15 protein-coding genes and 1 pseudogene are annotated in these 18,518 nt (G+C 60.7%); 11 read left to right on the top strand and 5 right to left on the bottom strand.

Features of this window, described 5'->3' with window-relative positions; all coding sequences use genetic code 11:
• Positions 1–15: 15 nt before the first annotated feature.
• Both HUW35_RS02660 and uvrA read right to left on the bottom strand, forming a co-directional pair.
• A complete protein-coding gene (locus tag HUW35_RS02660) occupies positions 16–1,245 on the bottom strand; it encodes an Nramp family divalent metal transporter (protein ID WP_181254155.1) in 1,230 nt (409 codons plus the stop codon).
• Positions 1,246–1,294: 49 nt separating this feature from the next.
• Complete coding sequence (gene uvrA / locus HUW35_RS02655; protein WP_181254154.1) at positions 1,295–4,123, bottom strand: excinuclease ABC subunit UvrA; 2,829 nt, start codon at positions 4,121–4,123, stop codon at positions 1,295–1,297.
• Positions 4,124–4,264: 141 nt separating this feature from the next.
• Between uvrA and HUW35_RS02650 the strand changes: the two genes are divergently transcribed.
• The 4 genes from HUW35_RS02650 (at position 4,265) to HUW35_RS02635 (ending at position 8,635) form a co-directional block, all read left to right on the top strand.
• On the top strand, positions 4,265–5,668 hold the full coding sequence (locus tag HUW35_RS02650; RefSeq protein ID WP_181254153.1) for a mannose-1-phosphate guanylyltransferase/mannose-6-phosphate isomerase: 1,404 nt from the start codon (positions 4,265–4,267) through the stop codon (positions 5,666–5,668).
• A 140-nt stretch (positions 5,669–5,808) separates the two neighbouring features.
• Positions 5,809–6,981, top strand: a complete 1,173-nt coding sequence (locus HUW35_RS02645) for an MFS transporter (RefSeq protein ID WP_181254152.1) — start codon at positions 5,809–5,811, stop codon at positions 6,979–6,981.
• 206 nt (positions 6,982–7,187) lie between these two features.
• Entirely contained in the window at positions 7,188–7,772 is a 585-nt protein-coding gene (ssb, locus tag HUW35_RS02640; RefSeq protein ID WP_181254151.1) for a single-stranded DNA-binding protein, read from the top strand.
• A gap of 17 nt (positions 7,773–7,789) precedes the next feature.
• Entirely contained in the window at positions 7,790–8,635 is an 846-nt protein-coding gene (locus tag HUW35_RS02635; RefSeq protein ID WP_181254150.1) for a sugar nucleotide-binding protein, read from the top strand.
• Positions 8,636–8,714: 79 nt separating this feature from the next.
• Here HUW35_RS02635 and fabB read toward each other — a convergent pair whose 3' ends face one another.
• Positions 8,715–9,938: a beta-ketoacyl-ACP synthase I gene (gene fabB / locus HUW35_RS02630; protein WP_181254149.1), complete on the bottom strand. Its 1,224-nt coding sequence runs from the start codon at positions 9,936–9,938 to the stop codon at positions 8,715–8,717.
• Between the two features lie 95 nt (positions 9,939–10,033).
• On the bottom strand, positions 10,034–10,558 hold the full coding sequence (gene fabA, locus HUW35_RS02625; protein WP_078084640.1) for a 3-hydroxyacyl-[acyl-carrier-protein] dehydratase FabA: 525 nt from the start codon (positions 10,556–10,558) through the stop codon (positions 10,034–10,036).
• 257 nt (positions 10,559–10,815) lie between these two features.
• On the opposite strand from fabA, the gene galU reads away from it, so the two are divergent.
• The gene (galU, locus tag HUW35_RS02620) at positions 10,816–11,652 is read left to right on the top strand and encodes a UTP--glucose-1-phosphate uridylyltransferase GalU (protein ID WP_181254148.1); all 837 of its coding nucleotides are present in this window, start codon (positions 10,816–10,818) and stop codon (positions 11,650–11,652) included.
• Positions 11,653–13,002 carry a phosphomannomutase gene (locus tag HUW35_RS02615; RefSeq protein WP_181254147.1) on the top strand — a complete coding sequence of 450 codons (1,350 nt, stop codon included), beginning with the start codon at positions 11,653–11,655 and terminating at the stop codon, positions 13,000–13,002.
• Between the two features lie 69 nt (positions 13,003–13,071).
• Here HUW35_RS02615 and HUW35_RS02610 read toward each other — a convergent pair whose 3' ends face one another.
• Positions 13,072–13,422 (bottom strand): hypothetical protein, encoded by a 351-nt coding sequence (locus HUW35_RS02610; RefSeq protein WP_181254146.1) that lies wholly within the window; start codon positions 13,420–13,422, stop codon positions 13,072–13,074.
• Positions 13,423–13,710: 288 nt separating this feature from the next.
• Between HUW35_RS02610 and dapB the strand changes: the two genes are divergently transcribed.
• From dapB to carA, 5 genes and pseudogenes are all read left to right on the top strand, one after another.
• Positions 13,711–14,520 (top strand): 4-hydroxy-tetrahydrodipicolinate reductase, encoded by an 810-nt coding sequence (gene dapB, locus HUW35_RS02605; protein WP_181255448.1) that lies wholly within the window; start codon positions 13,711–13,713, stop codon positions 14,518–14,520.
• A gap of 57 nt (positions 14,521–14,577) precedes the next feature.
• Positions 14,578–14,979: pseudogene (locus HUW35_RS18815) on the top strand (ATP-dependent zinc protease); the annotation flags it as partial.
• Positions 14,980–15,063: 84 nt separating this feature from the next.
• Positions 15,064–15,984 (top strand): 30S ribosomal protein S6--L-glutamate ligase, encoded by a 921-nt coding sequence (gene rimK, locus HUW35_RS02600; protein WP_255463596.1) that lies wholly within the window; start codon positions 15,064–15,066, stop codon positions 15,982–15,984.
• 147 nt (positions 15,985–16,131) lie between these two features.
• Complete coding sequence (locus tag HUW35_RS02595) at positions 16,132–16,779, top strand: YfiR family protein (protein ID WP_255463433.1); 648 nt, start codon at positions 16,132–16,134, stop codon at positions 16,777–16,779.
• 582 nt (positions 16,780–17,361) lie between these two features.
• Positions 17,362–18,498, top strand: coding sequence for a glutamine-hydrolyzing carbamoyl-phosphate synthase small subunit (gene carA, locus HUW35_RS02590; RefSeq protein ID WP_181255445.1), 1,137 nt, complete (start codon positions 17,362–17,364; stop codon positions 18,496–18,498).
• Positions 18,499–18,518 lie beyond the last annotated feature (20 nt).

Raw genomic sequence — 18,518 nt, 5'->3', positions numbered from 1 at the left:
ACTTGTATTGCTGGATCACAGCCAGCCGAGGGCGCTGAGCAGGCTGCGTCCGCCCAGCACCAGGGAAATCAGCAGTACCACAGCGCCGAGGGTATTCTGCCACCAGGTATTGCGGTGCTGCCCGAGCCGCACACTGTTCATTGTCCACAGCAGAAAAGCCGTGATGATCGGGAGCAACAGGCCGTTGGCAATCTGCGCGAACCAGATCAGGCGCAGCGGGCGGATGCCCTGAATCGCTACCACCGCGCCGATCACAATGATGGTCAGCCAGATGGCGCGAAAGTGTAGCGCTTTGAGGTCTGCCGGTTTCCCCAGTACCCCGCACAGCGCGTAGGACGATGCCAGCGGCGCGGTGAGTGCCGAGGAAATTCCCGCGGCAAACAGGCCGATGCCCATGCAGTAACGCGCCCCGCTGCCGAACAGTGGCTCCAGCGAGCGCGCCATCTCACTGGCACTGGAGATGGACAACTGGTGAGTAAAAAATGCGGATGCCGCGGTGGCGGCAATCGCGATGGAAATCAGTCCGCCGAGGGGAATGGAGAAAAAAATATCCCGGCGGGCCAGGGGGAGCTGCTCTGCGGACTGCCATTTCTGGCTGACGCTGGAGCTGTGCAGAAAGAGGTTGTAGGGCACCACCGTGGTACCGATGAGTGCTATGGCGGTAAGCGTGGCGCCGCTGGGAAGATTGGGGAGCAATAGTCCGGAAAACAATCCGCCCAAATCCGGCCGCGTGAGCGCAAAGGTAAACAGAAAAGCGAGACTCATCAGCGCGACCAGGGCGATCAGGGCGCGCTCGATAACCCGGTAGCTGCCGCTCCACAGCAGAGTGGCGGCAATCGCCGCGACCAGCAGCGGCCACAGGGTGCGGGAATCAGCGGGTGACGTTTCGCTGCCGGCGAGTAATTTCAGGCCGGCGCTGGCGCCCGCCAGGTTGCCGCTTTCATAGGCGGCATTGCCGATCACGATCGCGCTGATCACCAGTGCCATTGCCGGCCAGCGCAACAGTGGTTGCCGCAGTACGTCGCGAATGTTTTCGCCGAGCCCCTCACCGGTCACCAGACCGAGACGTGCAGACATTTCCTGCAGAATGATGCTGGCCACGATTGCGAACAGCAGGGCCCACAGTAGCGCGTAGCCGTAGTTGGCGCCGGCCAGGCTTGCGGTGATCACCGTGCCTGGCCCGATAAACGCCGCCGCCACCATGGTGGCGGGCCCGATACTCAGGGATTTTCTTATTTTTAGCATTGGTTTCCCTTGTGTTGCCTGCGTCCCAGCCGCTTGCCCGGTTGCGCGATCAGCTGGCCTTGAGCATGGGCTTCAGGAAGCGCCCGGTGTGCGAACCCTTCACCTTGGCCACCTGTTCCGGCGTGCCGCTGGCAATAATCTCGCCACCGCCGGAACCGCCTTCCGGGCCCAGGTCGACGATCCAGTCCGCGGTCTTGATTACATCCAGGTTGTGCTCGATCACCACGATGGTATTGCCGTGATCGCGCAGCCGGTGCAGCACGTCCAGCAACAGCTGGATATCGGCAAAGTGCAGGCCGGTGGTAGGCTCGTCGAGAATGTACAGGGTTTGCCCGGTATCGCGTTTTGACAGCTCGCGGGACAACTTGACCCGCTGTGCCTCACCACCAGACAGGGTGGTCGCGGCCTGGCCGAGCTTGATGTAGGACAGGCCCACATCCATCAGGGTCTGCAATTTCTTGGCAATCGAAGGCACCGGATCGAAAAATTCCCGTGCATCCTCCACGGTCATCTCCAGCACTTCGTGAATGTTCTTGCCCTTGTAATGTACCTCCAGGGTCTCGCGGTTATAGCGTTTGCCTTTACAGGTATCGCAGGGCACATAAATATCCGGCAGGAAGTGCATCTCGACCTTGATCACACCGTCGCCCTGACAGGCCTCGCAGCGGCCACCCTTGACGTTGAAGCTGAAACGACCCGGCTTGTAACCGCGGGAGCGCGCTTCCTGGGTGCCGGCGAACAGTTCGCGGATCGGGGTGAAAATCCCGGTATAGGTGGCGGGGTTGGAGCGCGGTGTGCGGCCAATGGGGCTCTGGTCGATATCCACACACTTGTCGAAATGATCCAGCCCCTCGATTTTGTTAAACGGCGAAGCCTTGAGGGTGGTGGCCTTGTTCAGTGCGGTGGCAGCCAGTGGATACAGGGTGGTGTTGATCAGGGTGGACTTGCCGGACCCGGATACCCCGGTAACGCAGGTGAACAGCCCCACGGGGATTTCCAGATCCACATCCTTGAGATTGTTGCCGCTGGCACCCTCGATACGCAGTACCTCGCCAGTGGCGGGATTGCGCTTTTTCGGTATCGCGATCTGTTTGACGCCGGACAGGTACTGGCCGGTGAGTGAGCGTTCACAGGCGGCGATCTCGTCGTGGGTGCCGGCGGCCACCACTTCGCCCCCGTGTACCCCGGCACCTGGACCGATATCCACAATGAAGTCCGCAGCGCGGATGGCGTCCTCATCGTGTTCCACAACGATCACGGTATTGCCGATATCCCGCAGGTGCGTGAGGGTATTCAGCAGGCGCTCGTTGTCGCGCTGGTGCAGGCCGATGGACGGTTCGTCGAGAATGTACATGACCCCTACCAGGCCGGCGCCAATCTGGCTTGCCAGGCGAATGCGCTGGGCCTCGCCCCCGGACAGGGTCTCGGCACTGCGGTTCAGGGTCAGGTAGTTGAGCCCCACGTCCACCAGGAAGCGGAAACGATCGCGCAGTTCTTTCAGGATCTTGTCGGCGATCTCTTTCTGCGCGCCCTTGAACTTGAGCTGGTGGGCAAAGTATTCGAAGGCATCTCCCACCGGCAGTTCGGTGATCTGGGCCAGAGTCTGGTTATCCACAAACACGTTGCGCGCTTCGCGGCGCAGGCGGGTGCCGGAGCAATCCGGGCACTTCTGGGTGCTCAGGTACTTGGCCAGCTCCTCGCGCACGGACTGGGACTCGGTGTCCCGGTAGCGGCGCTGGAAGTTGGGAATGATGCCCTCGAAGGTGTGGCGGCGGATGGTGACGTCGCCGCGGTCGTTGACGTAGCTGAAGTCCACCTGGGCGTCACCGCTGCCGTGCAGGATCACTTCCCGGTCCCTTTTGCGCAGCTTCTTCCACGGCTTGTCCAGGTCGAAGTCGTAATGCTCGGCCAGGGAGTCGAGCATGTGGTAGTAGTAAACGTTGCGTCTGTCCCAGCCGCGGATGGCGCCCTCGGAAATGCTGCTTTCCGGGTCCAGGATCACCTTGTCCTCGTCGAAGAACTGCTTCACGCCCAGGCCGTCACAGGCCGGGCAGGCACCTGCGGGATTGTTGAACGAGAACAGGCGCGGTTCCAGCTCGTCCAGTGAGTAATCACACACCGGGCAGGCGTGGCGGGCGGAGAACAGCCGGTCTTCCTGGTCGCCGTCCATAAAACTGATGGAGGCGATACCGTCGGTCAGGTTGAGTGCGGTCTCGAAGGATTCTGCCAGTCGCAGTTGCAGGTCGTCGCGCACCTTGAAGCGGTCGACGACCACCTCGACGGTGTGCTTCTTGCGCTTGTCCAGCTTGGGAGTGTCGTCCAGGTCGCACACGGTGCCGTCGATGCGCGCACGCACGAAACCGTCCCGGCGCAGCTGCTCGAATACATGCAAGTGCTCACCCTTGCGGTCGCGAATCACCGGCGCCAGCAACATGACCTTGCTGCCTTCCGGCAGTGCCAGCACCTGGTCCACCATCTGGCTGATGGTCTGGGCCTGCAGCGGCTCGTGATGCTCCGGGCAGCGCGGCTCGCCCACGCGGGCAAACAGCAGGCGCAGATAGTCGTAGATCTCGGTGATGGTGCCCACGGTGGAGCGGGGGTTGTGGGAGGTGGACTTCTGCTCGATGGAGATGGCCGGTGACAGCCCCTCCACGGTATCCACATCCGGCTTTTCCATCATCGACAGGAACTGGCGGGCGTAGGTGGACAGGGATTCCACGTAGCGGCGTTGACCTTCGGCGTACAGGGTGTCGAACGCGAGTGAGGACTTACCAGAGCCAGACAGGCCGGTAATCACGATCAGTTTGTCGCGGGGAATATCCAGATCGATATTCTTGAGATTGTGGGTGCGGGCACCTCTGACGTAAATCGTGTCCAATGGGTTTCCTGCTTTGCTGGGATGTTGCCCGGGGTAGTGGCCGGGCGGGCGAAAACGGTCAAGTATAATCTGGCGTGCCAGTGTGCGAAAATGCCCCGCAATCAATACCGACCAATAAACCAGTCTGGATACACGGAAATCATGATCCCCGTCATTCTCTGTGGCGGCAGTGGCTCGCGCCTGTGGCCGCTGTCTCGCGAAGCTTACCCGAAACAATTCCTGCCCCTGGCCGGCAGCCATACCATGCTGCAGGCTACCGCCCTGCGTGTGGACGGCATCGCGGATGTCCAGGCGCCGATCCTGGTGTGCAATGAAAACCACCGCTTTGCGGCGGCGGAACAGCTGCAGGAAGCGGGCTGTGGAGCCCAGTCAATCCTGCTGGAGCCCTGTGCGCGCAACACCGCCCCGGCCATTGCCCTGGCAGCGCTGACTGCGGTGGAGCAGGGCGATGACCCGCTGTTGCTGGTACTGCCGGCTGACCATGTGGTCGCGGATGCCGACGGTTTCCGCAAGGCGGTGACCGCCGCTACTGAACTGGCGGAGAGCGGTCATCTGGTGACCTTCGGTATCGTGCCCACCAGCCCCGAGACCGGCTATGGCTACATTCGCAGTGGCGAGGTGGTGGCCGATGGCTGGAAAGTTGCCGAGTTTGTGGAAAAGCCGGATCTGGCGACCGCGGAGAAGTACCTGGCCAGCGGTGAGTACAACTGGAACAGCGGTATGTTCCTGTTCCGCGCCTCGCGCTACCTGGAAGAGCTGTCACTGCACCACCCGCAAATACTGGAAGCGTGTCGCGCCGCCATTGCCGGCGCTGCGCGGGATCTGGATTTTACCCGTATCGACGCCGAGGCCTTTGGCCGCTGCCCGTCGGATTCCGTGGACTACGCAGTGATGGAGAAGACCGAATCCGCGGCGGTGGTGCCGATGCAGGCCGGCTGGAGTGATGTCGGTTCCTGGTCTGCGTTGTGGGAGCTGGCCGAGCGCGACGAAAATGAAAACCTGTTGCGTGGCGATGTGATGGCCGAGGATGCTTCCGGCTGTCTGGTGCACGGTGGTGACCGCCTGGTGGGCATCCTGGGGGTGCGTGACCTGGTGGTTGTGGATACCGATGATGCGCTGATGGTGGCGGACAAAAGCCGGGTGCAGGAAGTGAAGACCCTGGTACAGCGGCTCAAGCAGAGTGAGCGCAGCGAAGCGCAGAATCATCGCAAGGTATTCCGTCCCTGGGGCTATTACGACTCCATCGACGCCGGTCCCCGTTTCCAGGTCAAGCGCATTGTGGTCAAGCCCGGCTGCCAGCTGTCCCTGCAGATGCATCACCACCGCGCAGAGCACTGGATCGTGGTGCGTGGCACCGCCAAGGTAACCCGTGGCGACGACCAGCTACTGCTTACCGAAAACGAATCCACCTTCATCCCTCTCGGGGTCGTGCACCGTCTGGAAAACCCGGGCGCGATTCCTCTGGAGTTGATCGAGGTCCAGTCCGGTAGCTACCTCGGTGAGGATGACATTGTCCGCTTCGAGGACAAATATGGCCGCGATTGATCGTTCGCGATCGGTCGTTACCCTCCCATAGTTACTCGCTATTAGTCACTCGCTATCCACCGGTTAGGCGGCGGGGTATCAAACTCCGCCGCTACCGCTGATACAATGCGGCCCGTTTTTCGCCGTGTCCGGAATTTCGCATGAACCCCACTGAACGCCGCGCCCTCGCCGGTCTCGCCTCCCTGTATGTTTTCCGCATGTTGGGCCTGTTTATGGTGCTGCCGGTGCTGTCCCTGTACGGGGCGGATTATCAGGGCAGTACTCCGGCCCTGCTGGGGCTGGCGCTGGGGGCCTATGGCCTTAGCCAGGCCTTGCTGCAGATTCCCCTGGGGGTGCTGAGCGACCGCTGGGGTCGCAAGCCGGTGATCTTTCTCGGCCTGGCGGTATTTGCCCTCGGCAGTGTGGTGGCGGCGCTCACCGATTCTGTATACGGCCTCATTGCCGGGCGTATCCTGCAGGGGGCTGGTGCCATTGCCGCAGCCACCATGGCGCTGGCGGCGGACCTTACTCGCGATGAGAATCGCGGCAAGGCGATGGCCGTGATCGGTGCCTCCATCGGTGTGGCTTTTGTGCTGGCGGTGGTTCTGGGGCCGCTGCTTGCGGGCTTCGGCGGTTTGTCGGCCATTTTCTGGCTCACCGCCGTGCTCGCCCTGTTCGGTATGTTGCTGGTGTGGCGACTGGTGCCCACACCGCAAGACTTCCAGCGCAGGGCGCCGCAAAAGGGCGACTTTGCGCGCCTGCTGTCGCAGGGGGAGGTGTGGCGCCTGGTGTGCGGGGTGTTTTTCCTGCATTTACTGCTGACCATGCTTTTCGTGCCGCTGCCCGTGCTGCTGGTGGAGCGACTGCATATGGCCAGCGATGCGCACTGGAAGCTCTACGGTCCGCTCATGCTCGGCGCCTTTATCCTGATGTTGCCGCTGATGCGCATGGCGGAAAAGCGTCAGCAGGTGCCTGCGGCCATGCGCCTGGCGCTGCTGGGACTGGTTTTCGGTGGCGTGGCGCTGATGACGCCGGTACACGGGGGCTGGATGGTGGCCTGTCTCGGGCTGTTCTTCCTCGCCTTCAATCTACTCGAGGCCCTGCTGCCGGCGCAGCTGACCCGTATCGCCCCCGCAGAGTGCCGCGGCGCGGCCACCGGTCTCTACGCCACGCTCCAGTTCCTCGGTGCTTTTGTCGGCGGCAGCCTGGGCGGCGTGGTTTACGGGCAGGGGGGCGCCGGTGCGGTGGCCACCCTGGCGCTGGGGGTGCTGGTGCTGTGGGCGCTGGCCTGGTGGCAGATGCGTGGAGCGCGGGTCACGGTGGTCGGTAGCTGAGTCCGGCACCGGCGGCACATCGCCCACCGCTCGGCGGCGGTGACGCCCCCCGGGCGAGTGTTGTATGCTGCTGGATATAAATACACTGTCGGCGGCGGCGCACCGGGCACAACCCGGTGCGCCGCCGCTTTTCCCTATTTTGAACTTTTGAATACTGAACGGGCCTCCACCTGTACCCGGGGGAGGCTCACGGAGAGGAGAGGCTTATGGCCAGGGGCGTTAACAAAGTAATCCTGATTGGCAACCTGGGTGGTGACCCGGAAACCCGCTACATGCCCAGTGGTGGTGCCGTCACCAATGTCACCCTGGCGACGTCCGAAACCTGGAAAGACAAGCAGACCGGCCAGCAGCAGGAGCGCACCGAGTGGCACCGTGTGGTGTTCTTCAACCGCCTCGCGGAAATTGCTGGCGAATACCTGCGCAAGGGCAGCAAGGTTTACCTGGAAGGTTCCCTGCGCACCCGCAAGTGGCAGGACAAGACCTCCGGCCAGGATCGCTACACCACCGAAATCGTTGCCAGTGAAATGCAGATGCTGGATGGCCGCGGTGAGCAGGGTGGCGGTGGCTTCCAGCAGGGCGGTGGCCAGGGCTTCCAGCAGCAGGGTGGCGGATACGGTCAGCAGGGCCAGCAGGGCGGTGGTTATCAGGACGAGTTCTCCCAGGGCCGCTCCGCACCTTCTCCCATGGCGCCGGCCAACCAGCCCGCGGGCCAGCCGCAGAACAAGCCAGCAGGCAATCAGCCGCCGGCGGGTGGATTCGATAACAGCTTCGACGACGATATCCCGTTCTGATCGGAGGGGAGACCTCCATGCATCACACAGGCTATCAGCCGGAAAGCGTGGTGCTGATCGGTGCCGGTAACGCCATCGACAGCGCCCTGCAGAAGGGCCTTCAGAAAGTTGGTTTTCGTGTGCAGCTGCTCGGTCGCGAGCAGCTGATTGGAGATACTGTATCCACACGCTCCGACGCCATCGTGATCAATGCTGCCAGCTGCGGCAGTGCCGCCCCCGGTGAGGCGCGCGCGGTCTGTGAAGCGGTGCGCGAACTGCCCTGTACTGCGCTGCTGCACCTGTCCTCTTACGCGGTTTTCGGCCGCGCCCGCCGCAAGAAGATTGATGAAGAGGAAGAGCCCGCACCCGCATCAGAGCGCGGCCACGAGTGGCTGGCCTGTGAGGAAACCTTTTCGTCTGTGGAAAACGCGAGCATCCTGCGACTGGGGTGGCTGGTGGATCGCAGCGAAAATGCACTGCTGGGGCGGGTTCTGCGCAGCTTGCTGGACGGTCAGCCGGTCAATCTGGAAGATGTCAGCCGCGGCAACCCGGTCACCGTTTCCGACCTGGTCCGCGTTACCGTCGCCATTGCCCAGCAGCTGGCCAGCGGTGGTCCCCGGTCTGGTGTATATCACTACGGTTCCGCGGATACCTGCAGTTCCATGGAGTTCGGGCACGAGGTGGTAGACCGCGTGCGCTCACTCTACGGCGAAGATTTTGCCGCGGAACTGGTCGCGCTGGAGACCGAGGGAGAGGATCGCTCTTCGGTGCTGAGCTGTGAAAGATTGCGGGATGTGTTTGGTATCCAGCAGCGCAGCTGGCGCCAGGGGCTGACCCGACAGGTTGAGCTGTGGCTCGAGCGCCTGCAGAAACCCGTATCCTGAGAGCTATCGATGCCGAACAGCCGGCAATAAAAAAGGGCGAGTCGCAATGCGGCTCGCCCTTTTTTATGTGCGGCAGTAATCAGACCTTGTCGAACACCAGGCTGGCATTGGTGCCGCCGAAGCCGAAGCTGTTGGACAGCGCGCGGCGCACTTCGGTGTTGCGCAGTTCGGTCACCAGGTCGAGGCCCTGAGCGGCTTCGTCCACCGTTTCCACATTGGCGGAAGCAGCGATAAAGTCGTTCTGCATCATCAGCAGGGTGTAGATGGCTTCCTGAACACCCGCTGCCCCCAGAGAGTGGCCGGTAAGGGACTTGGTAGAGGCGAATGCCGGTACCTTGTCGCCGAACACTTCTTTCATCGCGCGCAGTTCCGCGACATCGCCCACCGGGGTGGAGGTGCCGTGGGTGTTGATGTAGTCGACGCCGCCCTCGAGGCCGTTGCCGTCCATACCTGCCAGTGCCTGCTGCATGCAGCGCGCCGCACCTTCACCGCTGGGTGCGACCATGTCGTAGCCATCGGAAGTTGCGCCGTAGCCCACCAGCTCGGCGAGAATATTCGCACCGCGGGCCTTGGCGTGCTCCATTTCTTCCAGCACCACACAGCCGCCACCACCAGCGATGACGAAGCCGTCGCGGTTGGCATCGTAGGGGCGGGATGCCGTGGTCGGGGTGTCGTTGTACTTGGAGGACAGTGCGCCCATGGCATCAAACAGGTGGGTCAGGCTCCACGCCAGTTCTTCACCGCCGCCGGCAAATACCACGTCCTGCTTGCCCATCTGGATCAGCTCTGCACCATTGCCGATACAGTGTGCAGAGGTGGCACACGCGGAGGAGATGGAGTAGTTCACACCCTTGATCTTGAACGGGGTGGCCAGACACGCAGATACGGTACTGCCCATCACCTGGGGTACGCGGAAGGCGCCTACACGACGCACACCCTTGGTTTTCAGGATGTTCGCGGATTCAATGATGGCCGCGGTTGAGGTGCCGCCGGAACCCATCACCAGGCCGGTGCGCGGATTGGAAATATCCGATTCTTCCAGGCCGGACATTGCGATGGCTTCGGCCATGGAAATGTAGGCGTAGGCGGCGGAGTCGCCCATGAAGCGAAGGTGCTTGCGGTCGATATGCTCCTTGATATCGATGTCGACCACGCCGGCGATCTGGCTGCGCAGACCCAGTTCGGCGTACTCCTCCATGTAGCGGATGCCGCTGCGACCGGCTTTCAGGGAGGCCAGCACTTCCTGTGTGTTATTGCCGATGCAGGAAGTTATGCCCATTCCGGTAATGGCTACACGGCGCATAGTGATCTCCAATAAAACTTGTAGAGTGAATTGTTATTTTTTTATATGACAGTGTTTCTATCTGCCTGTCAGGGAATGTATGACAGGCAGAAAGATCAAAAGTTGTCGGTGCGGGTGAACAGGCCTACACGCAGGTCTTTGGCGGTGTAGATTTCGCGTCCGTCAACGGATACGGAGCCGTTACCGATACCCATAACCAGCTTGCGCTCTACCAGTCGGCTCATCTCGATATGATAAGTGACCTTCTTGTTGGTCGGTAGGATCTGGCCGGTGAACTTGACCTCGCCACAACCGAGGGCGCGTCCGCGACCGGGGTTGCCTTTCCAGGCCAGGAAGTATCCCAGCAGCTGCCACATGGCGTCGAGGCCCAGACAGCCGGGCATGACCGGGTCACCGGGGAAGTGACAGTCAAAGAACCACAGGTCGGGCGTGATATCCAGTTCGGCGATCAGCTCCCCTTTACCGAACTCTCCGCCATCTTTGGAAATGTGGGTGATGCGATCCAGCATCAGCATATTGGGAGCGGGCAGCTGCGCGTTGCCCGGGCCAAACATCTCGCCACGGCCACAGGCCAGGAGTTCTTCGCGGGTGTAGCTGCTTTTTTGAACAAAATTACTCATTGGGTCCCCGATTCTGGGCAATCTTTACACGAGCCGGCATTCTAAGGGCTAGGGATGGCTTGTCCAGTCGGTCATAACCCTTTTTGTGACCAGAACTGTCCCAATTAGCCCTTGACCGTTCGCGGAGCGCGTCACTACTGGGTTGGCCGCAGTAAACAGTGATCGCGCGTCTGGACTGATTCTTGCCATACTTTTGTGATAAGTTGCCGAAAATCGGCGCGGGATAGCGCCGTTCGCGAAGTCGAGAGAGGGATGTCATGCTGAAAAAGTGCCTGTTTCCGGTCGCAGGGTATGGAACCCGCTTCCTGCCCGCAACCAAGGCGATGCCCAAGGAAATGTTGCCGCTGGTGAATAAACCACTGGTGCAGTACGGGGTGGAGGAGGCCATTGAAGCGGGCCTTACCGAGATCGGGTTTGTCACCGGACGTGGTAAACGCGCCATCGAAGATCACTTCGACACCAACTTCGAACTCGAGCACCAGATTGCCGGGACCGGCAAGGAGCGCGCGCTGGACAGCGTGCGCAAGGTCATCGACAGCGCCAGCTTCTCCTATACCCGCCAGGGGGAAATGCGCGGATTGGGAGACGCAATCCTGCAGGGCCAGCGCCTGATCGGCGACGAGGCCTTTGCGGTGGTGCTGGCCGACGACCTGTGCCTGAACGACGAGCTGGGTGTGCTGGGGCAGATGGTGCAGCTGTATAAACAGTTTCGCTGCAGTATCGTCGCGGTAGAGGAGGTACCGGAGGATCAGATTCACAAGTTCGGTGTTATCGCCGGCAATGAAATCAAACCGGGCCTGTATCAGGTCACCGATATGGTGGAAAAGCCCAAGGCGGAAGATGCGCCGAGCAACATGGCGATCATCGGTCGCTATGTGCTGACACCGGATATCTTCGATCTGATCCGCGAGACGCCGCCGGGCAAAAACGGTGAGGTGCAGATCACCGATGCGTTACTGACCCAGGCCAAGCGCGGCTGCGTGCTGGCCTATCGCTTCAGGGGGCGCCGTTTCGACTGTGGATCGGTCGACGGTTTTATCGAAGCGACCAATTACGTTTATAAGAATGTCTATTTACCTGGGGAGAAGGGCTGAATGTCTGAATTAACCTGTTTTAAAGCCTACGATTTGCGCGGCCGTGTGCCCGATGAACTGAACACCGACGTCGCCTACCGAGTGGGGCGCGCTTTTGCCCAGTTTCTCGACGCCCGCCGGGTTGTGGTTGGCCACGATATCCGCCTTACCAGTGGGGAACTGACCGATGCCCTTGCCAACGGCCTGCGCGATGCGGGTGCCGACGTTTACCACATTGGCGAGTGCGGCACCGAGGAGATTTATTTCTCCACTTTCCACGGCGACTTTGACGGCGGTATCTGTGTGACCGCAAGCCACAATCCTATGGATTACAACGGCATGAAGTTTGTGCGCTCCGGCTCGCGCCCCATCAGCGGCGACACCGGTCTGCTGGATATCAAGCGCATGGCGGAAGAAAACAATTTTGCCGCGGTGGAAAAGCGCGGTGACCTGCACACCTTTGCCCATCGCGAGGATTTCGTAAAACACCTGCTGGGTTACGTGGATGTGGCCGAGCTGAAACCGCTGAAGCTGGTGGTCAATGCCGGTAATGGTGGTGCGGGCGCAGTAGTCGATGCGTTGGCTCCGAGCCTGCCTCTGGAATTTGTGCGCGTGCACCACGAGCCGGACGGCAATTTCCCCAACGGTATCCCCAACCCGATTCTGCCGGAAAACCGCGAGTCCACTGCGGCGGCAGTGCGTGAGAGTGGTGCGGATTTCGGCATCGCCTGGGATGGGGATTTTGACCGCTGTTTCTTCTTCGATGAGAACGGTGAATTTATCGAAGGGTATTACGTGGTGGGCCTGCTTGCGGAAGCCTTCCTGGTCAAGCACCCCGGGGCCAAAGTGGTACACGACCCGCGCCTGACCTGGAACACCGAAGATATCGTCAAAAACGCCGGCGGCCAGCCGGTGCAGAGCAAAACCGGCCACGCCTTTATCAAGGAACGCATGCGCAAGGAAGATGCCATTTACGGTGGCGAGATGAGCGCGCATCATTATTTCCGCGATTTCGCTTACTGCGATAGCGGCATGATCCCCTGGTTGCTGGTAGCAGAGCTGGTGAGCCGCAGTGGCAAGTCTCTGTCGCAGCTGGTAGGTGAGCGCATGGCTGCCTTCCCGTGCAGCGGCGAGATCAACTCCAAAGTGGAAGACCCCAAGGCGCTGTTGCAAGCGGCGGAAGAAAAATATGCAGCGGATGCTGTCAGTGTGGAACACGTGGATGGGCTGAGCGTCGCTTTTGACGAGTGGCGTTTCAACCTGCGTATGTCCAACACCGAGCCGGTTGTGCGCCTGAATGTGGAATCCCGTGGGGATGAAGCCTTGATGAAAGCCAAGACCGAAGAGTTGCTCGCCCTGATTCGCGGTTGACACCGCGTTTGCCGGGAGCGCGCTTGCGCTCCCGGTTATCTTTCCCTTGCCATTTCTATCGATTGCCTGTCAGTTTTCATTGAGCCTGCGCCGGAATTCTTCGTGATACTCCTGCTGGATTTTTTTCAGCTCTTCCAGCTGCTCCGCATTCAGGATTTTCACCATTTCCACCCGCGTCGCGGCGCGCACGGCAATGATTTTTGCATCCAGTTCCTCTTTCTGTTCCCGCGTCAGCTTGGGCATCTTGCCACGGGCGAAGCCGTAGTCCTCGAGAATATTCAGTTGCAGTTCGAAGTTCTTCTCCATCAGCGGTAGTGCTTTCTCCTCTTGCTCTGGCGTCAGCTTCAGGCGCAGGGAGACCCAGTCGGTAATGTCATCGTACTTTTCCCAGAAGTCACTGCCGAGGCCGGAGTTTTCCACCGCCTTTCCCGTGGATATCACAGTGAATAGCAGTAGAGCGAACAGTGCAGCACAAAATGAGGACCAAAACGGGTGGCGAGACTCAGGTGACATGCTTGGCGCTCCAATCTACGGAATATTTAAAGCCTAGTTGAGGAATAGGGCGCCGCAAGGCGTACTCGGCAGTCAGTGGTCTGTTATGTTGGTGCGCGTGAGCCGGCGGGGTTCCGGTATTGCCCGCGATGGAAACCGGGGTAGAATCCGCGCCTTTCAAGCCCGGCCCGAAGGAGAGCAGCAATGGCGGTGGATATGGCAGTAAAAGTAGCAATCACAGGATTTGGCGGCCGCATGGGCCGGGTGCTGGCGGAGGCCCTGGCGCAGGCCGAGCAGAGCGGCACGGCAAAGCTGTCTGCGGCCATCGTGCGTCCGGGCTCCAGCCTGGTGGGCGTGGATGCCGGGGAAGTTGCCGGCCTGGGGCGCAATGGCCTCACCATCGTCGACAGCCTGGAGCAGGCGGATTTCGATGTGCTGATCGATTTCACCGCACCGCTGGCCACCCTCGACAATGCGGCCTACTGTGCCGAGCAGGGCAAAGCCATCGTGATCGGTACCACCGGATTCGACGCGGAGCAAAAGGCGCAGATGTTGAGCGCCGGGGACAGGACCCCGCTGTGTTTCGCCACCAATTTTTCCACCGGGGTGAATCTGTGCTTTAACTTACTGGAAACCGCGGCGCGAGTGCTGGGCGACGATGTGGATATCGAGATCGTCGAAGCCCATCACCGCCACAAAGTGGATGCCCCCTCCGGCACCGCGCTCAGCATGGGTGAGGTCATTGCCGACACCCTCGGCCGTGACCTGTCCAAGGTCGCTGTCTACGGTCGCGAAGGGCAGACCGGTGCCCGCGAGCGCGAGACCATCGGTTTTGCCACCGTGCGCGGTGGCGACGTGGTGGGAGAGCATACGGTTTCGTTCCTCGCCGATGGCGAGCGCATTGAAATTACCCACAAGGCCAGCAGTCGTCTGGCATTTGCCCGTGGTGCAGTGCGCGCTGCGGTCTGGTTGAATGGTCGCGCAGCGGGTCGCTACGACATGCGCGATGTTCTGGCTTTAAAGTGAAAGTAACTGGCAATTAATACCGGCAAATAACCGGGCCAATCATTCAGGAGCATTTGCTTGGATAAGAAAATCATCGTCGGCAGCGAAGAGTGGTGTGCATTTCCCGGGTTGGGGATTCCCGCTATCAAGGCGCGGGTAGACTCCGGGGCCAAGACCTCCTGCCTGCACGCGTACAATATCCAGCCGTTCAACCGCAACGGGGAGGCCTGGGTGAGCTTTGAAGCACACCCGCTGCAGAACCTGCGTCGCCCGCGGGTGCGTTGCGAGGCGCGTGTGCTGGACAAGCGCACCGTACGCAGTTCGTCCGGCGATTCAGAAAAGCGCCTGGTGATCAGGACTGCCATCAGCATTGGCGGCAGCGTATGGGATATCGAGCTGACCCTGACCAACCGCGACTCCATGGGCTACCGCATGCTGCTCGGTCGCGAGGCGATGATGGGCCGCATGCTGGTGGACCCTTCCGAGAGCTTCTGTCTCGGTGAAATACCGCCCAGCCAGCTCGAGGAGTACTACCACGACGAACACCATATGGCCGGTACCGGCCTGCGTATTGGTGTGCTGGCGTCCAATCCGGATCTTTACAGCAACCAGCGGATTATGGAGGCCGGTGCCGAGCGCGGCCACCGTATGACTTTCCTGAATATTCGCCAGTGTTATATGAAGCTGGATTCCGCCGAGCCGGAGGTGCACTACCGCGACGGTCGGATCCTGAATAATCTGGATGCCATCATCCCGCGTATCCGGCCGAGTATGACGTTCTACGGCTGTGCCCTGACCCGCCACTTTGAGAGCATGGGGGTATATGCGTTGAATGGTGCCTCGGCCATTAGCCAATCCCGGGACAAGCTCTACTCGCTGCAGCTGCTGCAGGAGGGCGGATTGAATATTCCGATTTCCGGTTTCGCCAACTCGCCCATGGATACCAATGAGCTGATCGAAATGGTGGGCGGTGCGCCGCTGATCGTAAAACTGCTGGAGGGCACCCAGGGCCGCGGGGTGGTGCTTGCAGAAACCCGCAAGGCCGCGGAGTCTGTAATCAATGCCTTCAAGTCACTGAAAGTGAACCTGCTGGTGCAGGAGTTTATTCGCGAGGCCCAGGGCAAGGACCTGCGCCTGTTTGTGGTGGACGGCAAGGTATTTGCCGCCATCCAGCGCGAGGCGGCGCCGGGTGAATTCCGCGCCAATATCCACCAGGGCGGTACCGCGTCCGTGGTCAAGGTACTGCCCGAGGAGCGCAAGCTGGCGATCAAGGCGGCCAAGGTGCTGGGCCTGAAGGTCGCGGGTGTGGATATTATCCGCTCCAAGAAAGGGCCGCTGTTGCTGGAGGTGAACTCTTCACCGGGGCTTGAAGGCATCGAGAGCGCCACCCGCAAGGATGTGGCGGGATCCATGATTCTGGCAATCGAAAAGGCGCTCAAATGGCGCCCGGCGATCACCCCGGTGGAGCCCCCATCGACTGACTGATTCAGGGTTTCCGTTCCCGCGCCATATTCTGGCGCGCCGCTGCCGCTCATCCATGGTGGGTGGCAGGGGCCGGTACTAACCTTGGGGTAGCCCTGCAGCCAATCGCCGGCTGCGGGACACTTTCAAGTGCGCCGGTGGCCCCCAAAGATGTTGAAGTCAATTTTCACGAGTATTCCCTGCCCAAAAGTCCGCAGTCGCGGCAAGTGGCGCCGCCGGCATCGTCCTTCCTCTGGCACTATTCTTCGCGCTGCTGCTCGCCTGTTGCTGACTCTGTGTGTATTGCTGTCACCGTCCCTGCGCGCCGAGGCATCGGGCCATCTTTCCGATACTGATCTTGGGCGCAAGGTCATGGTCGACTACATCGTCCACTTCGCCCACCACCTGCAGTGGCCTATCGAGGTGTTCAGTGGTGCCGGTGCCCCATTCCGGATCTGTGTGATGGGTGACGATGAGCTGGTGGCGCCGCTGACTGCCCGGTTGCACCGGCACCGGGTGCAGGGGCGTATGGTGGCGCTGGAGCGGGTGAATGATGGTGAGATGCTGCGCGCGCGCAGTTGTCAGATCGTGGTGATGGGCGATATGGATGCGGAGCGCATGGCAAAGGCGGTGGGTGCCCTGGAATTTTTTCCGGTGTTGACCGTGAGTGACGTCAACCGGTTCGCGATTCTTGGTGGCATGGTCGAGTTTGCCGGTAGCGGAGCAGATATGGCCCTGCAGCTGAACAAAACACGACTGGACCGGGCGGAGCTGAAAATGGGCAACAGTCTGTTTCGACTGAGCCGCCAGGTAAATTGATGGCTGCTGCAAACTGCTTTCATAGTGGTTCGGGGCTTCAGCAGCTGATTTCCGCGCATTGAGCGCTTCCGTCCGGGGCCGGGTTGGCCCCGGGTGGGGAGCGGTGTGTGAAGTGCGCTAAATACACCATATGGCGCAAATTTGTACTGGCGATCAGTGCCGATTTCCCGTAGAATCTGCGCCCGGCTTGGGAAGGTCCCACCTTAGTTGCCCGCCCCCGTATAGATCTGTCGGGAAGTTCTATTCTCCTCCAGATCCGGTCGCAGGGCCCGTGGCTCCCAAGCTTATTAAAGTGCCGGAAGTGGCGGAATATTCCGCCCGCTTAGCCCTTAACTGGCTGCCCGGCCACACAGTGAGAGCCCAGGTGAAAGCCTCAGTGAGCCAACCGTGAATAACCTTATAAAAAAGCGAGATGAAGCAGCTGTTTCATCTCGCTTTTTTATAAAAGGCATCCGGTAACAGGTTACACCTGAAACTGCACTGGCCGCGCCTGCAAAAGCGCGCCCTCTCACCCCGCCCGGAAGCTGTTCTAGACGACTGGAGATTGAATTGAACAACGCTGTTCCCACGCCGGAATCCCTGATGCCCAGCACCACCCCGGCACTGCTGGTGCTCGCCGATGGCAGTGAGTTTTACGGTCGCGCCATAGGCGCGGAAGGCTCGACTGTTGGCGAGGTAGTCTTCAATACTTCCATGACGGGATATCAGGAGATCCTGACAGACCCGTCTTACGCCCGTCAGATCGTCACCCTGACTTATCCACATATCGGCAATACCGGTACCAACTCTGAAGATGAAGAGTGTGCCGAGATCTGGTCTGCCGGCCTGGTAATCCGCGACTTGCCACTGCTGGCCAGCAGCTTCCGCAGCGAGCAGTCCCTGGAGGATTACCTCAAGGCGCGCAACATTGTCGGGATTGCGGATATCGATACCCGCCGCCTGACCCGGATACTGCGCGACAAAGGCGCCCAGAGTGGCTGTATCGTGGTTGGTGACAACATCGACAAGGATGCGGCCCTGGCCCAGGCCAAAGCGTTCGCCGGCCTCAAGGGCATGGATCTCGCCAAGGTGGTTTCCACCAAAGAGCAGTACGATTTCAATGAAGGCACCTGGGAGCTGGGTCAGGGCCACAAGCCGGCGCCGGCGGCACAGCCCTACAAAGTGGTTGCCTACGATTTCGGTGTGAAGCGCAACATCCTGCGCATGCTGGTAGACCGCGGCTGCAACATCACCGTGGTACCGGCAGAGACGCCGGCTTCTGAAGTGCTGGCGATGAATCCTGACGGCGTATTCCTGTCCAATGGCCCCGGCGACCCCGAGCCCTGTGACTACGCGATCAAGGCGATCCAGGAAATCCTCGATACTGGCCTGCCCACCTATGGTATCTGCCTGGGCCACCAGCTGCTGGGCCTGGCGGTTGGCGCCAAGACCGCAAAAATGAAATTCGGTCACCACGGTGGCAACCACCCGGTTCAGGACCTGAACAGCAGCAAGGTGATGATCACCGCGCAGAACCACGGTTTTGCGGTGGACATGGACTCCCTGCCGGACAATGTGGAAGTCACTCACAAATCCCTGTTCGACGGCACCCTGCAGGGCATCCGCCTGAAGGACAAGCCGGCGTTCAGCTTCCAGGGCCACCCGGAAGCGAGCCCGGGCCCACACGACGTGGCACCGCTGTTCGACCAGTTTATCGAGATGATGGAAGCGCGCCGCTAACCTGGCGCTCCCGACTCCCA

It is taken from the genome of Microbulbifer sp. YPW1 (genome assembly GCF_013367775.1).
GTDB lineage: Bacteria > Pseudomonadota > Gammaproteobacteria > Pseudomonadales > Cellvibrionaceae > Microbulbifer.
The sequence above is the reverse complement of the archived record's forward strand: the minus strand, read 5'-3'. Positions and strand labels throughout refer to the sequence as shown.